Below are 15,296 nucleotides of genomic sequence, written 5' to 3'. Positions count from 1 at the left end.
GCGGGTTTGAACGGCCGGGGCGGGGGCCACATACAGGCCGAACCGACGTGAGCACAATGAGCAAAATGCTCCCAATAAGCAGTATGCCAATCAATTGAGCCAAAGGCACTGCCGTGACGGCGGCCACCCTACAGTCTGTAGCACGCGTCACACCGCTGTGCCGCTGTTCACAAGAAGGAGCCGGCTGTGCTGGTATTACTTGGATTCGCCATGATCGCGGTATTCATGGTGCTGATCATGACGAAGAAGTTGACGCCAGTGCTGGCGTTGATCATTGTCCCCACTGTTTTCGGTCTTTTCGCCGGCGCCGGCCTGGGCATCGGCGACATGGTGATGGACTCCATGAAGTCCATGACCTCCACCGCGGCCCTGCTCATGTTCGCCATCATCTACTTCGGGCTGATGATCGACGTCGGGCTGTTCGATCCGCTGGTCCGGTTCATCCTCCGCAAGCTGGGCAATGACCCCGCCAAGGTTGTCCTGGGAACCGCCATCCTCGCCGCAGCTGTGTCCCTTGACGGCGACGGCTCCACCACCTTCATCCTCACCACCGCAGCCATGCTGCCGATCTACCTCCGGCTGAGGATAAGCCCCGTGGTCCTCACCTGCGTGGCGGGCCTGGCCAACGGCACCATGAACATCGTGCCGTGGGGCGGCCCCACCGCCCGCGCCGCAAGCGCACTGAAGATCGACGTCAACGACGTCTTCGTCCCCATGATCCCGTCCCTCCTTGCGGGCATCGCCGTGGTCATGGCCTTCGCCTGGGTCCTGGGACTGCAGGAGCGCAACCGCCTCCGCGCCACGGCGCCGGAAATCTGGGCTGTGCCTGAAACCGCTGAAGGGTTCGACGGCGGCACGCATCCTTCCGGCCCTGCCGGTTCGTCCGGAACCGGCCGCGGACGCAAGGGGACCAGCCCCGGCGGAGCAGCCCCCGCCGTCGACGGTTCCGCCGGCTCCTCCGTGGCCGTCCTGGAACGCACCGAAAGTGCCGTGGACGCACAGGAGGCGCAGGACGCACAGGACGCCGGGCTGGCTGACACGGCCCTGGACCCCAACCGCTCCACGCTCCGGCCCAAACTGTTCTGGTTCAACCTGGGCCTCACGGTGGCCGTGATGGGCATGCTCATCGCCGATCTCGTGCCCCTGCCTTACGTCTTCATGGTGGGATCGGCCATTGCCCTGCTGGTGAACTTCCCCCGCGTCAAGGACCAGGCCACGCAGATCGTGGCCCACGCGCCGTCGATCGTTGCCGTGGTCAGCATGGTCATGGCTGCGGCCGTGCTCACCGGTGTCCTGACCGGGACCGGCATGGTTGAAGCGATGTCCGCGTGGCTGGTGCAGATCATCCCTTCCAGCATGGGCCCGCTGATGGCCGTGATCACCGGCGTCCTGAGCATCCCCATGACGTTCTTCATGAGCAACGATGCCTTCTACTTCGGCGTCCTGCCCGTGCTCAGCGAGACCGCAGGCCACTATGGAATCAGCGCCGCCGAAATGGCCCGGGCCTCCATCACCGGCCAGCCGTTCCACATGCAGAGCCCGCTGGTTCCCGCCATCCTGCTCCTGGTCTCGCTGGCGAAGGTGGACCTTGGCGACCACCACAAGAAAGTCCTCTGGCGCAGTGCCGTAGTGTCCCTGGTCATGCTGGGAATTGGCATGCTGACTGGAGCCATCGGAATCGGTTAGTCTGTAGCTGCCGTGCTGCCGCCATTCGTGGCGGGACCCGGCAAGAAGGTGCCCGTCTGACGCCCGCTGGGGGTCGTCAGACGGGCATCATCGTTTCCCCACTAGAATGGGTCGGAAATCAATTCAAACTTTGCAGGGGAGATCCATGGCTGCGATCAACCGTGACGACGTCGCGCACCTCGCGCGGCTCGCTCACATTGAGATGAGTGACCAAGAGCTGGACAGGATGGCCGGCGAACTCGCCGTCATCGTTGATTCGGTCAAATCCGTCAGTCAGGCCGCTGGCGACGACGTCCCGGCCACCTCACACCCCATTCCGCTGAGCAACGTGTTCCGCGAAGACGTTGTGGGCCACACCTTCACGGCGGAGCAGGCACTCTCCGGGGCGCCGGACTCCGACGACAACCGTTTCAAGGTCCCGGCAATCCTGGATGAGGCATAAACCCATGACTGACACGAACAAACTCATCCGCCTCTCCGCCGCCGAGCTTGCCGAAAAGCTGGCCGCCGGCGAGGTCACCTCCGTGGAGGTCACCCAGGCGTACCTGGACCGGATCGCGGAGGTGGACGGCGGCGAACGCGGCGTCAACGCGTTCCTCCACGTCAATGCAGAGGAAGCGCTCGCCGTCGCCGCCGAGGTGGACGCCATCCGCGCCGCCGGCGGTGCGGAGGCCGAAGCGCTGCATGTCCTCGCGGGCGTGCCCATCGCCGTGAAGGACCTCATCGTCACCATCGGCCAGCCCACCACCGCGGGATCCAGGATCCTCGAAGGCTGGCACAGCCCGTACGACGCCACCGTCGTCGAGCGCCTGCGCGCCGCGAAGATGCCCATCCTGGGCAAGACCAACCTGGACGAGTTCGCCATGGGCTCCTCCACCGAGCACTCCGCCTACGGCCCCACCCGCAACCCCTGGGACCTGGACCGCATCCCCGGCGGGTCCGGCGGCGGGTCCGCTGCCGCCGTCGCCGCCTTTGAGGCGCCCCTCGCCCTCGGCACCGATACCGGCGGGTCCATCCGCCAGCCCGGCGCCGTCACCGGCACCGTGGGCGTGAAGCCCACGTACGGCAGCGTCTCGCGCTACGGGGCCATCGCCATGGCGTCCTCGCTGGACCAGATCGGGCCGGTTTCCCGGACCGTCCTGGACTCCGCGCTCCTGCACCAGGTCATCGGCGGACACGATCCCCGCGACTCCACCTCGTTGCCGGACCCGCTCGCCGACCTCGTCGCCGCTGCCAGGACCGGCAACGTTGAAGGCCTGCGGATCGGCATCATCAAGGAGCTGCACGGCGAGGGCTACCAGGCCGGCGTCGAAAACCGCTTCAATGACGCCCTGGAACTCCTCAAGGAGGCCGGCGCGCAGATCGTTGAGGTTTCGTGCCCCAACTTCCAGTACGCCCTGGGCGCCTACTACCTGATCATGCCCTCCGAAGCGTCCTCCAACCTCGCCAAGTTCGACGGCGTCCGGTACGGCCTGCGCGTCCTCCCCGAAGAGGGCCCCATGACCATCGAACGCGTCATGGGTGCCACCCGCGCCGCCGGTTTCGGCGATGAGGTGAAGCGCCGCATCATCCTGGGCACCTACGCCCTGTCCGCCGGCTACTACGACGCCTACTACGGCTCGGCGCAGAAGGTCCGGACCCTGGTGCAGCGCGACTTCGAGGCAGCGTTCACGGTGGCGGACGTGCTGATCTCGCCCACCGCCCCCACCACGGCCTTCCGCCTCGGCGAGAAGCTGGACGATCCCCTGGCCATGTACCTCAACGATGTCGCCACCATCCCGGCCAACCTGGCCGGCGTTCCCGGGCTCTCCCTGCCGGGCGGCCTGGCGGACGAGGACGGGCTGCCCGTGGGCATCCAGCTGCTGGCCCCTGCCCGCGAGGACGCTCGCCTGTACCGGGTGGGTGCCGTCCTGGAATCGCTGCTCGAGGCGAAATGGGGCGGCCCGCTGCTGGCCCAGGCCCCGGCGTTGGCCGCCTCGGCGGCCGGGCCTGTCGAAACCCTTGTTGGAAGCCAGGAGGCAAAATAATGAACACTGAAGCAATCCTGAGCTTCGAAGAGGCCATGGAGAAGTACGATCCCGTCCTGGGGTTCGAGGTCCACGTTGAACTCAACACCAAGACCAAGATGTTCTCCTCCGCCCCGAACGTTTTCGGCGACGAGCCCAACACCAACGTCAACGAGGTGGACCTCGGCTTGCCGGGCGTCCTGCCGGTGGTCAACAAAACGGCGGTGGAATCCTCCATCAAGATCGGCCTTGCCCTGAACTGCAAGATCGCCGAGAGCTGCCGGTTTGCCCGGAAGAACTACTTCTACCCGGACACCCCCAAGAACTTCCAGACGTCCCAGTACGACGAGCCCATCGCGTACGACGGCTACCTGGACGTCGAGCTCTCGGACGGCACCGTGTTCCGCGTGGAAATCGAGCGCGCGCACATGGAGGAGGACGCCGGAAAGCTGACCCACATGGGCGGGGCCACCGGCCGCATCCACGGGGCCGATTTCTCCTTGGTGGACTACAACCGCGCCGGCGTTCCGCTGGTGGAGATCGTCACCAAGCCCATCGAGGGCGCCGGCTCCCGCGCACCGGAGCTGGCCAAGGCCTATGTGGCGGCAGTCCGCGAGATCGTCAAGAACCTGGGCGTGTCCGACGCGAAGATGGAACGCGGCAACGTCCGCTGCGACGCCAACGTGTCGCTGCGCCCGCACGGCCGCGAAAGGTTCGGCATCCGGTCCGAAACGAAGAACGTGAACTCGCTGCGCGCCGTCGAACACGCCGTCCGCTACGAGATCCAGCGCCACGCCGCCGTCCTGGACGCCGGCAACCCCGTGGTGCAGGAAACCCGCCACTGGCACGAGGACACCCGCACCACCACCTCGGGCCGGCCCAAGTCCGATGCCGACGACTACCGCTATTTCCCGGAACCGGACCTGGTTCCCGTGGTGGCTTCCCGCGAATGGGTTGAGGAACTCCGGGCCACCCTGCCCGAGCCGCCGGCCGCCCGCCGCAAGCGCCTCCAGGCCGACTGGGGCTACTCGGACCTGGAGTTCCGCGACGTGGTCAACGCCGGCGTCATGGACGAGATCGAGGAAACCATCGCCGCCGGGGCCTCGGCCTCCGTGGCCCGCAAATGGTGGATGGGCGAGATCGTGGGCCGGGCCAAGAACGCTGACGTGGACCCGGGCCAGCTAGGCGTGCAGCCCGCCACCATCGTGGAGCTTGCCCGCATGGTGGAGGAAGGCAAGATCAACAACAAGATGGCCTCGGAGGTGCTGGACGGTGTCCTCGCCGGCGAAGGCTCCCCGGCGGAGATCGTGGAGACGCGCGGCCTGGCCGTTGTTTCCGACGACGGGCCCTTGCTTGAGGCCATCGACGCCGCCCTGGCCGCGCAGCCCGACGTCGCGGACAAGATCCGCGGCGGCAAGGTCCAGGCCATCGGCGCGATCGTGGGCGGCGTCATGAAGGCCACCCGCGGCCAGGCCGACGCAGCCCGGGTCCGCGAGCTGATCCTGGAGAAGCTGGGCGTCACCGCCTAACCTCCTCCCATCCCAACCGGGTAGCGCGAAGTGTCGTTTTGAACGCTCATAACGACACTTGGCGCTACCCGGTTTTTCTTTAAGTACTCAGGTGCGTGCGCCGCGAAAGTACTTATGTTCACTGGCTGGACGCGGTCCTACACTGAAGCGCAGGACACCGGTGCGGGGAACAAACGGGCCGGTGCCGCCGGAGATGCTGTGTGGGAGGAATGGACATGTCCGTCAGGGATCCGCTGAAGATTCGCAAGGGCCTGCTCGCCGGAGCCGTGGCCCTGACCTTGACGGGGGCCGGGGTGGCCTTTGCCTGGGCCGCCGACTCGCCGCAGCCCTCCCCATCGCAGTCGGCGCCGGGGCAGGAGAACCGGCCGGCCAAACCGGACAAATCCCAGCGCCCGCAGCACCTGCACAGCGAGGGCGTGGTTAAGAAAGCGGACGGCACCTTTCAAACCGTCCTGGAACAGCGCGGCACGGTGGAGTCCGTCAGCGACATCTCGATCACCGTCAAGAGCGAGGACGGCTACTCGCAGACCTACGCAATCAACGCGGAGACGAAGATCAAGAAGGTACCTGCCCCCGCCGCCGACGGCTCGTCGGCAACGCCCGACGGCGGCAAACGGCTTAAGCCAACGGACGGAACCATCGCGGACATCGCCGCCGGCGACACGGTCCGGATCTCCGGCGTCAGGAATGGGGACCAGGCCATGGCAGAGCGGATTGTTGAAGGTGCCGGTGAGGGTCCGGGACTCGGGCTGGGTCGGGGCCACGACAAGGGCCACGGCCACGAAAAAGGCCACGGTAAACGCCATGCAAAGTAGGTAGCAGCAAGTGTCGTTTTGACCCCTCAAAACGACACTTAGTGCTACCTAGTTGGGTCAGCCCTGCTCCACCAGCCCGGCCATGATCTCCTGCAGCGCCTCGGAGACGATCGTGACCGAACGGCGCTTCAGGTTCTCCGGCCGGGCCAAAAGGTCGATCCGGCGCCGGGTGCTGATACCGGCCAGCGGCCGGAGCACGATGTCCGGATTGAGCACCGGTCCCGCGGTATACCTCGGGAGCAGGCCCACCACGCCGCCGGCAGCAACCAGGGCCGCCACCGTGGAGTAGTCGTTGATCCGGTGGACGATGTTCGGCTCACGGCTGGAAACGGCGGCGACGGCGGACAGCACGTCGGCAGGAGAGTATCCGCTGTGGCTGGTCACCCAGGCCTCGCCGCCGACGTCGTCTGCCGTCACCGCATCCTTGGCCGCGAGGGGATGCCCGGCCGGCAACGCCACGTCCAGCGGTTCGTGCGCCAGTGGTATCACGGTGACCCGCTCGGCCGGCCACCGCGGGCTGTGGTCCATCCTGTGGGCGAGCACCAGGTCATAGCGTGCGGTCAGGGCGGGAAAGTCCTGCTGGGCCACGTCCTCGTCCGAGAGTTCTATGCGCGGCTGGCCCGGGGCGTCAAGGATCCGCGCCAGCGGGGCGAACACCGCCTGGCCGGCACTGTGGAACCCGCAGAGGGTCACCCGTCCGGCGGAAGAGCCGTGATAGTTGCCGATGGCGTCCCGTGCGTCGGCCATGGCACTGACGACGGCGGCCCCGGCGTCGGCCAGCACCTGGCCTGCCTCGGTGAGGACCAGGTTGCGGCCCTCCTTGCGGGTGAGGGGAACGTCGATCTTCCGCTGCAGCAGCGCCAGTTGCTGGGACACGGCTGACGGGGTGACCATGAGGGTGTCGGCCACGGCCTTGACGCTTCCCAAGGCGCCGAGTTCCCGGAGGATTTCAAGCTGGTGGATCTCCATCCCGTCAGTCTACGCATTAGGAAAGCTGCATCGTCGATTGAGAATTTCGTTGTTGTGCTAAAGCTTTCTCCTCGCTCTAATGGGGAAGGCAGGATATGCCAAGGACAGACAAAGAGTGAGGAAGCCGATGAAGGCTTTGTACAAGGCCGGCCCACAGGCCGGCTTCGAACTGGTGGAGCGCCCCGAACCCGAGGCAGGCCCCGCGGACGTGAAGATCCGGGTCATGACCACCGGGATCTGCGGCACGGACCTGCACATCCAGTCCTGGGACTCCTGGGCACAGGGGATCATTGAAGCCCCCCTCATCCCGGGCCATGAGTTCTACGGTGAAGTGGTGGAAATCGGCGAGGACGTCCGCGACGTCAAGGTGGGTGACCGGGTCTCCGGCGAAGGCCATGTTGTCTGCGGGATCTGCCGGAACTGCCGGGCAGGCAGGCGCCAGATGTGCATCCACACCGTGAGTGTAGGGGTGCAGCGGGACGGCGCTTTCGCGGAGTATGTGGTGATCCCGGAAACCAATGTCTGGGTCCACACCGACCCCTCGGTCACCCCGGAGCTGGGCGCCATCTTCGACCCCTTCGGCAATGCAACGCACACTGCCCTGAGCTTCCCGCTCGTGGGCGAGGACGTGCTCATCACCGGCGCCGGACCCATCGGCCTGATGGCCATCGCCGTCGCCCGCCACGCCGGCGCCCGCAAGATCGCCATCACAGACGTGTCCCGGCCCCGCCTGGACCTCGCGCGCCGGCTGGGTGCCGACCTGGCCATCGACGTCTCCACCACCCGTGTCCGGGATGCCCAGCGCAGCCTGGGCATGCGGGAGGGCTTTGACATCGGAATGGAAATGTCCGGCCACCCCGGCGCACTGCCCGAGATGATCGACAACATGAACCACGGCGGCCGGATCGCCATGCTGGGGCTGCCCAGCCAGGACATCATCATCGACTGGGGCAAGGTGGTCACACACATGCTCACGCTCAAAGGCATCTACGGCCGCGAAATGTATGAGACCTGGTACGCCATGAGCGCCATGCTCAGCTCCAACCCCGTGCTGCACGCCGGAATTTCCGCCGTCGTCACTGACACCCTGCCTGCCGGCCAATGGGAAAAAGGCTTCGACCTTGCCCGCAGCGGCACAGGTGGCAAAGTTGTCCTCGACTGGACCCAACTCTAAGGAACGCCATGTACACCTCGATCAAGGACCAGCTGAGCACCGAGCTGGAGGACATCCGCAGCGCGGGCCTCTTCAAGACCGAACGCAGCATCAGGTCCCCGCAGTCCAGCCACATCACGGCCGGACAGATTGGGCAGCAGGGCGCGGACGTGCTCAACTTCTGCGCCAACAACTACCTCGGCCTGGCGGACCATCCGGAGATCATCCGCGCGGCCAAGGACGCCATGGATGAGCGCGGCTTCGGCATGGCCAGCGTGCGGTTCATCTGCGGCACCCAGGACCTGCACCTGGCACTTGAATCCCGCGTCTCCCGGTTCCTCGGCACTGAGGACACCATCCTGTTCTCCAGCTGCTTCGACGCCAACGGCGGGGTGTTCGAGTCCCTGTTCGGACCGGAGGATGCCATCATCTCCGATGCCCTGAACCACGCATCCATCATCGACGGCATCCGCCTCTGCAAGGCGCAGCGCTACCGCTACGCGAACCAGGACATGGCGGACCTGGAGGCCAAGCTTGTGGAGGCGTCCACACAGGACCAGCCCGCCCGCCGCAAGATCATCGTCACGGACGGGGTCTTTTCCATGGACGGGTTCCTGGCCCCGCTTGAGGCCATCTGCGACCTCGCCGAGAAGTACGACGCCCTGGTGATGGTTGACGACTCGCACGCCGTCGGCTTCATGGGGCCAACCGGTGCCGGCACGCCGGAACATGCAGGCGTTTCGCACCGCGTCGACATCTACACCGGCACGTTCGGCAAGGCGCTGGGCGGAGCATCCGGGGGCTATGTATCCGGCCGCGCGGAAGTGGTGGCGATGCTCCGGCAGAAGGCCCGCCCGTACCTCTTCTCCAACTCGGTGGCCCCCGCAATCGTCGCCGCCACCATCAAGGCCCTGGACCTGGTGGAGAACTCGGCGGACCTGCGGCGCACGCTCTTCGAAAACGCCGCCCTGTTCCGCCGCCGGATGACGGAGGAGGGCTTCGACCTCCTGCCCGGCGAACATGCCATTGTTCCGGTCATGTTCGGCGACGCCGTGATGGCTGCCAGGGTTGCCGACCGGATGCTGCAGCATGGCGTTTTTGTCACCGCATTCAGCTTTCCGGTGGTTCCGCGGGGTGCCGCGCGGATCCGGGTGCAGCTTTCAGCTGCGCACTCAGCGGACGACGTCGAAGCCTGCGTGCGTGCCTTCGTCGCCAGCCGGGCGGAAGTGGCAGGCTAAGACAGGAAGCGCCGGCACCGACTCTGCGAGGATGGAGAGATGGCAGCACATTACGATGTCCTGATCGTGGGCGGCGGCATTGCCGGACTGTCCCTGGCGTCCGCGCTGGCGGGCAGTTGCAGCGTGGCGCTGGTGGAGGCCGAGCAGGAGCTGGCGTACCACACGTCCTCCCGCTCGGCCCGCCAGTTCATCCCCAGCTACGGCCCGCCGGTTGTCCAGGCACTGACCGTCCGGACTCTTGAGCTGCTTGCCGCCCGCGATGCGCAGTTGCCTGAACCCATCCTGACGCCGCGCAGCTTCATGCTGATCGGCTCCGAGGAAGCAGTGGCTTCTGAAGCGAGCGGACTCATGCGGTCCATCACCCCCGCTGAGGCTCTGGAGCTTTGCCCGGCACTGGTCCCCGGCACATTCCAGGCCGCCGGACTGGATGAAGGGTCCTTCGGCTGTGATGCGCCACGGCTCCTGGAGGACCACCGGCAGCGCGCTGCGGCGGCCGGAGCGGACATCATCACGGGCGCCAGGGTGCACACCGCCCAGCGCCTCGGCTCCGGCTGGCAGGTGGGGGCCGGGACGGAGGGCTTCCAGGCGGGCGTCCTGGTCAACGCCGCCGGCGCCTGGGCGGACGAACTCGCCGTCATCAGCGGCGTGGAGAAGCTGGGGCTGCAGCCGTACCGGCGCACCGCGGCGATTGCCGCCGTCGAACATCCCCTGCCTGAACGCTGCCCCATGGTGGCGGCCGCGGACAGCACGTTCTATTTCCGCCGGGACGGCGACGACGTCCTCATCTCGCCGTCTGAATCGGAGCCGAGCGGACCGGAGGACGCCCGTCCCCGGCCGGGGGACATTGAGCGGCTGGTGGGCAGGCTGAACCAGGTGACAACCCTCGGAATCAAGGACATCCGCCGGGCGTGGACAGGATTGCGGACGGAAGCGGCCGACGGTGTCCCCGTGGCGGGGTTCGACGCCGAAGCTCCGGGCTTCTACTGGCTGGCCGGCCAGGGCGGCTACGGTTTCCAGACCTCGTCGGCCATGGCTGAGCTCGCGGCCGCCCAGATCCTGGCCGGCCAGGGCGGTGCGGCTGCCGCAGCCGGCACGGATGGTCCGGCATCCCGGACAGCGCAGGCACTGGCGGCCACCCGCTGGTCCGTCCGGCGCTGAAGAATGGCTGTATGAGTACGCTGATCACCAATATTGCCGAGCTGATGACGCAGGACCTGGAGCACCGGGTCCTGAAGGATGCAGCAGTGGTGGTCGAGGGTGAGCGGATCTCCTGGATCGGTGCCGCAGCCGATGCGCCGGCCGCGGACGACGCCGTTGATGCCGGCGGCCGGGCCCTGCTTCCCGGCTGGGTGGATTCCCATACCCATCTGCTGTTTGCCGGTGACCGGACGGCAGAGTTCGAGGCGCGGATGGCGGGGGAGTCCTACTCGGCCGGCGGGATTGCGGTGACCATGAAGGCCACCCGTGCCACCTCCGACTTCGACCTCACCCGCCTGGCGCTGGGCCGCGTGGCCGAGGCTGTCTCGCAGGGGACCACCTACCTTGAGACGAAGACCGGTTACGGCCTCGACGTCGAACACGAGGCCCGGAGTGCCCGCATCGCCTCCACTGTGGCGGACCAGGCCACGTACCTTGGGGCGCACCTGGTGCCTTCCGGGCAGGACCCGGAAGCCTACATGGACCTGGTCTGCGGCCCCATGCTCACCGCCGTCCGGCCCTACGTGCAGTGGGCCGATGTCTTCTGCGAGGAAGGGGCGTTCACGGCAGGGCAGTCCCGCCGGGTCCTGGAGGCCTGCCGCGACGCCGGACTGGGGCTGCGGGTCCACGGAAACCAGCTCGGTGAAGGCCCGGGCGTGCAGCTCGCGGTTGAATTCGAAGCCGCCAGCGTGGACCACGTGAACTACCTCGCGGACAAGGATGTGGACGCACTGGCCGGAACCTGGGCCGGCTGGGATGCCGGCAGCGGGACGGGGGAGCGCGGAACCGTGGCGACATGCCTGCCTGCCTGCGACCTCTCCACGCGCCAGCCGCTTGCGCCCGCGCGGGTGCTGCTGGACAGGGGCATCCAGGTGGCGCTCGCCTCCAACTGCAATCCGGGCACGTCCTACACAAGCTCCATGGCATTCTGCGTCACCACCGCGGTGCTGCAGATGCGGCTCAGCGTCCATGAAGCCGTCCGTGCTGCGACGTACGGCGGCGCCCTGGCCCTCCACAAGGACAAAGGCAACGACGCCGACGGCGAGCGTGCGGTGGGCTCGATCGCCGTCGGACACCGTGCGGACCTGCACCTGCTGAATGCGCCCTCGGCCACCCACCTTGCCTACCGGCCGGGCATGCCCCTGACGTACGCTGTATGGCGGGCCGGCCGGCGGGAACGGTAGCTCGTGGCCGCTTAAATGACGTTATTTGATCATTAGGGTTCTGTTATGATCAAGAAACGTCATCATAGCCGGTGGCGGGAGCTTTTGGAGGCCTTGCATGACCCGCACCGACCGTTTGACGGCAATCCTTGACCTCCTGGCCAAGTCCGGCCAGGTGGAGGTCGACGAGATCGTGAGTACCCTGAATGTCTCGCCTGCCACCGCGCGGCGGGACCTCGATAGTCTCGCTAAGCGCCGGCTGCTCACCAGGACCCGCGGCGGTGCCACCACGGGAGCCCTCGCCTATGACCTGCCGGGCCGGTATAACCGTGACGACCATGCCGAGGCCAAGGAACAGATTGCCCAGGCCGCGTCCGCGCTGATTGCCCCCGGGGCCGTGATCGGTCTCTGCGGCGGCACCACCAGCACCGCGCTGGCGCAGATCCTGGCCACCCGCGAGGACCTCAACGCGCCGTCCAACCAGCCCACCCTGACGGTGGTGACCAACGCCATCAACATCGCCGGGCAGTTGGCGGTCCGGCCCAACATCAAGGTGATGGTCACCGGGGGAATCCTCAACCCGCGCTCCTACGAACTGGTGGGGCCGTACACGGACATCATCATGCAGAAGGTGGTGCTGGACATTGCCTTCATCGGCGTCAACGGCATCGATCCCGAAGTGGGGCCCACCAACACAGGGGAGGGCGAAGCTTCGGTCAACGCCCTACTCGCCAGCAGGGCACGCGTCTCCTACGTGCTGGCTGACTCGTCCAAAGTGGGGGTGCGCGCCTTCGCAACCATGGACGGGTACAACTTCACCCGGCTGATCACCGATGCCGGAATTTCCGCCCGGGACAAGGCGGCATTCGAGGCCAACGGCACGGAAGTGATCGTCGCCGGCAGCTGAGGCACGGGGCCTGTGCGGCTTCCGGCCATGTGGCGCGGGCAGGACAGCGAGGGGTACAGGACACTGAGGCGTACAGGACACTGAGGGGTAATCAGCCCAGATCCAGAAACTGAAGGCAAGATGGGAACATGCTGGTTCCCTCCCGCCGCCGACTGCGGCTCGAAGTCTGGATTGTCCTGGGCCTGTCCTTGGGGCAGTCTGCCGTGTACTCGGTTGTGCAGCTGCTGGACAAGATGACCCGCGCGCCGCTGGCGGAAGGCACCTCCACACTCAACCGCTCCCAGAGCACGCGCGAATACTTTGACCTCACGTACCAGCTGTTGGACATACTCTTCGCCCTGGTACCCGTGATGCTGGTGATCTACTTCCTCAGCGACCAGCGGCAGGCCGCATCCGGCGACGGCACCAGCCCTGGTTCGGCCTTCCAGAAGCTGGGTTTCAACTTCGCACGCCCGGGCGCGGACCTGCTCCAGGGCCTGGGGCTGGCGGCACTGATCGGCATCCCGTCCCTTGGCCTGTACGCCGCCGGCAGGGCGCTGGGAATCACCACGGCCATTATTCCCAGCGCGCTGGATGCGTACTGGTGGACGGTGCCGGTGCTGATTCTGTCCGCGATGCGCCACGCCGTGGTGGAGGAAGTCATCGTGGTGGGGTACCTGTTGAACCGCTTTGGAAAGTTCGGCTGGAGCATCCCGCTGTCCATCCTGGCGAGCTCGCTGCTGCGCGGCAGTTACCACCTGTACCAGGGGTTCGGGCCCTTTATCGGGAACTTTGTCATGGGCGTTCTTTTCGCGTGGCTGTACACCCGGACGCGGCGGGTGATGCCCCTGGTGATCGCCCATGCCCTGCTGGATATCGTCGCTTTTGTAGGCTTCAGCCTCTTCGGCAAGGCCGTGGGGTTGGGCTAGGTGCCTGGGCACGCTAGATCCAGGACAAGCACGACGACGGCGGCACGCGGTCAGGCGGGCGGGGCGTGCAGGAGCCGTTCCAGGGCTTCTTCGCCGGGCGAGATCCCGGTGTAGGCGAAGTCCGTACAGCCTGCGATTGATCCTGCCAGGCGTTTCACTTCCGCAGCCCGATCTGGCCAGTGGGGTGGTTCCCAGTCCTGGTGTTCGGTTGTGTAGTGGCGGCCGGTGGGTGAGGTCCAGCCGGGTGGTTCGGTTTTTGTTGCCGGGGTGGGTTTCCAGCCGCTGGTGTGGCGGAGTTTGTGGTGTTTCGGGCAGGGCTGGCCGAGGTTCGAGACTCCTGTGGTGCCGCCGTTGTGCCAGGCGAGGAGGTGGTCGGCTTCGTTGTCGAGGGAGTGGTTGCTGCAGCCGGGGAAGGGGCATTTGCCGTCGCGCAGCCTGAGCCAGTTCCGCATGGCCTTGGTGACCCGGTAGCTGGTGCGGCCGATTTCCAGCGGCGCCCCGTCCCGCGGGTCCACCAGGACGCGGTGGAACGAATCCGCCCCGTCAGCGAAGAGGTCCCGGGCCATGGAGGGCGGGATGGGTCCGTACCCGTCCAGCATCGCCGATTCCCCGGTGAGTCCCAGCAGGGAGAACACCGGCACGGTGACCAGCACCTCGGCCCGGACTGGCGCTTGGCTTGGACCGGTTCCCTCACCGCCGTCGCCAGCACCGGCTGCACCGGTAACGCCGGTAGTGTTGCCGCCGTTGAGGAGCCCTTCGGCGAAACTATCGGCCCGGAGCTGGGTGAGGGTGCGGTGCTCGTTCGGTCCCTGCATGGTCCGGGAGAGCGCGGTGAGCTTGTTCCAGAGGGCCGTGGCCTGGTGGGCGGGCAGGTAGGCGGAGAGCCAGGCCATCCCGTCCTGGTCGGGCCGGTATTCGACCCGCCGGTCCGAAACCCCTTGGGCGTGGCGTTGTTCGATGGAGTCGGCGTGGTGGCGTTCGCGCCAGGTGCGCGCCTTGGCCCGGAACCTGTACGCGGGGATCTCCCCGATCGGGCCGGCGGTGGCGGGTTTTGGTGTGTCCGGGTCCAGGAAGTGGGCTTCCAGGGCGGCGGCGCCGGCGGGGTCAAGGGTGGCGGCCTCGTCCACCATGACGGTGGCGTGCTGCCAGGAGATGGTGCCGTTGTGCAGGGCTGCGAGGGTCCGGGGCAGGGAGGTGGTCAGGGCGTGGGAGCGGGCCAGCAGGGCTCCGGCGGCCCGGTCACCGATGGCCATGACACAGCTGATCTCGGCGGCGATAGCCCTTTCGAGCGCCTGCACGGGCGGGTCCGGCGGGGCGGCCGCCCGGGCGGTTTCGGCGTATGTCCCTGCAGCGCTGGCCACCAATCCAGCAATTCTGGCCTGGACCCCGGCGGCCCCGGCAAGGATGTCCAGGCACCCGTCGGCCAGCCCGGCCAGCGGATCAGCAGCGGAAAACGGCTCCGAACCGCACCCGTCCGCCTCGGCAATGAGCACGGCAAGAGCGGCATTCATGTCCGCAAACGCCTTCGCCACCGCCGCTTTCCCCATACCAAAATCATCGCGGGAGGGTACGACATTATTGGGGGCCGGGTTTGGAGAGTCTGCTTCGGAAATGGATTCGGCCGCCATCGGCAGGTGACGCCGTTGTCACATGCTGATGGCGGCCGAAGACGAGGAGGGCACGGGGCCCACACCGTGCCGGGCTTGCCGGCACGGTAACCAAGGT

Annotated in this window: 13 protein-coding genes; 11 read left to right on the top strand and 2 right to left on the bottom strand. The window is 66.9% G+C overall.

Translation table 11 applies throughout. The annotated features are described in order from the left end of the window. Positions 1-186: 186 nt before the first annotated feature. The 5 genes from U7114_RS13750 (at position 187) to U7114_RS13730 (ending at position 6,036) form a co-directional block, all read left to right on the top strand. The gene (locus U7114_RS13750; RefSeq protein ID WP_323057654.1) at positions 187-1,686 is read left to right on the top strand and encodes a CitMHS family transporter; all 1,500 of its coding nucleotides are present in this window, start codon (positions 187-189) and stop codon (positions 1,684-1,686) included. Between the two features lie 145 nt (positions 1,687-1,831). Beyond that, the gene (gene gatC, locus U7114_RS13745; RefSeq protein ID WP_059319419.1) at positions 1,832-2,128 is read left to right on the top strand and encodes an Asp-tRNA(Asn)/Glu-tRNA(Gln) amidotransferase subunit GatC; all 297 of its coding nucleotides are present in this window, start codon (positions 1,832-1,834) and stop codon (positions 2,126-2,128) included. Between the two features lie 4 nt (positions 2,129-2,132). Beyond that, positions 2,133-3,713 carry an Asp-tRNA(Asn)/Glu-tRNA(Gln) amidotransferase subunit GatA gene (gatA, locus tag U7114_RS13740; RefSeq protein ID WP_323057653.1) on the top strand — a complete coding sequence of 527 codons (1,581 nt, stop codon included), beginning with the start codon at positions 2,133-2,135 and terminating at the stop codon, positions 3,711-3,713. After that, positions 3,713-5,221 (top strand): Asp-tRNA(Asn)/Glu-tRNA(Gln) amidotransferase subunit GatB, encoded by a 1,509-nt coding sequence (gene gatB / locus U7114_RS13735; RefSeq protein ID WP_321215795.1) that lies wholly within the window; start codon positions 3,713-3,715, stop codon positions 5,219-5,221. Before gatA ends, gatB begins: the two co-directional genes overlap by 1 nt. 215 nt (positions 5,222-5,436) lie before the next feature. Beyond that, positions 5,437-6,036: a DUF5666 domain-containing protein gene (locus tag U7114_RS13730; protein WP_323057652.1), complete on the top strand. Its 600-nt coding sequence runs from the start codon at positions 5,437-5,439 to the stop codon at positions 6,034-6,036. Positions 6,037-6,093: 57 nt separating this feature from the next. On the opposite strand, the gene U7114_RS13725 is transcribed toward U7114_RS13730, so the two are convergent. Then, the gene (locus U7114_RS13725; RefSeq protein ID WP_323057651.1) at positions 6,094-7,005 is read right to left on the bottom strand and encodes a LysR family transcriptional regulator; all 912 of its coding nucleotides are present in this window, start codon (positions 7,003-7,005) and stop codon (positions 6,094-6,096) included. Positions 7,006-7,132: 127 nt separating this feature from the next. On the opposite strand from U7114_RS13725, the gene tdh reads away from it, so the two are divergent. From tdh to U7114_RS13695, 6 genes are all read left to right on the top strand, one after another. Then, complete coding sequence (gene tdh, locus U7114_RS13720; RefSeq protein ID WP_157238656.1) at positions 7,133-8,179, top strand: L-threonine 3-dehydrogenase; 1,047 nt, start codon at positions 7,133-7,135, stop codon at positions 8,177-8,179. An 8-nt stretch (positions 8,180-8,187) separates the two neighbouring features. Continuing rightward, positions 8,188-9,396, top strand: coding sequence for a glycine C-acetyltransferase (locus U7114_RS13715; RefSeq protein ID WP_323057650.1), 1,209 nt, complete (start codon positions 8,188-8,190; stop codon positions 9,394-9,396). A 39-nt stretch (positions 9,397-9,435) separates the two neighbouring features. Beyond that, on the top strand, positions 9,436-10,554 hold the full coding sequence (locus tag U7114_RS13710) for an NAD(P)/FAD-dependent oxidoreductase (protein ID WP_157238654.1): 1,119 nt from the start codon (positions 9,436-9,438) through the stop codon (positions 10,552-10,554). 11 nt (positions 10,555-10,565) lie between these two features. After that, complete coding sequence (gene hutI / locus U7114_RS13705) at positions 10,566-11,777, top strand: imidazolonepropionase (protein WP_323057649.1); 1,212 nt, start codon at positions 10,566-10,568, stop codon at positions 11,775-11,777. A gap of 97 nt (positions 11,778-11,874) precedes the next feature. Next, positions 11,875-12,663 (top strand): DeoR/GlpR family DNA-binding transcription regulator, encoded by a 789-nt coding sequence (locus U7114_RS13700; RefSeq protein ID WP_157238652.1) that lies wholly within the window; start codon positions 11,875-11,877, stop codon positions 12,661-12,663. Between the two features lie 128 nt (positions 12,664-12,791). Then, positions 12,792-13,571 carry a CPBP family intramembrane glutamic endopeptidase gene (locus U7114_RS13695; RefSeq protein WP_323057648.1) on the top strand — a complete coding sequence of 260 codons (780 nt, stop codon included), beginning with the start codon at positions 12,792-12,794 and terminating at the stop codon, positions 13,569-13,571. Positions 13,572-13,621: 50 nt separating this feature from the next. On the opposite strand, the gene U7114_RS13690 is transcribed toward U7114_RS13695, so the two are convergent. Continuing rightward, on the bottom strand, positions 13,622-15,118 hold the full coding sequence (locus U7114_RS13690) for an HNH endonuclease signature motif containing protein (protein WP_323057647.1): 1,497 nt from the start codon (positions 15,116-15,118) through the stop codon (positions 13,622-13,624). Between the last annotated feature and the right edge of the window lie 178 nt (positions 15,119-15,296).

The organism is Pseudarthrobacter sp. C1, assembly GCF_034720455.1.
Lineage (GTDB): Bacteria > Actinomycetota > Actinomycetes > Actinomycetales > Micrococcaceae > Arthrobacter.
The sequence above is the reverse complement of the archived record's forward strand: the minus strand, read 5'-3'. Positions and strand labels throughout refer to the sequence as shown.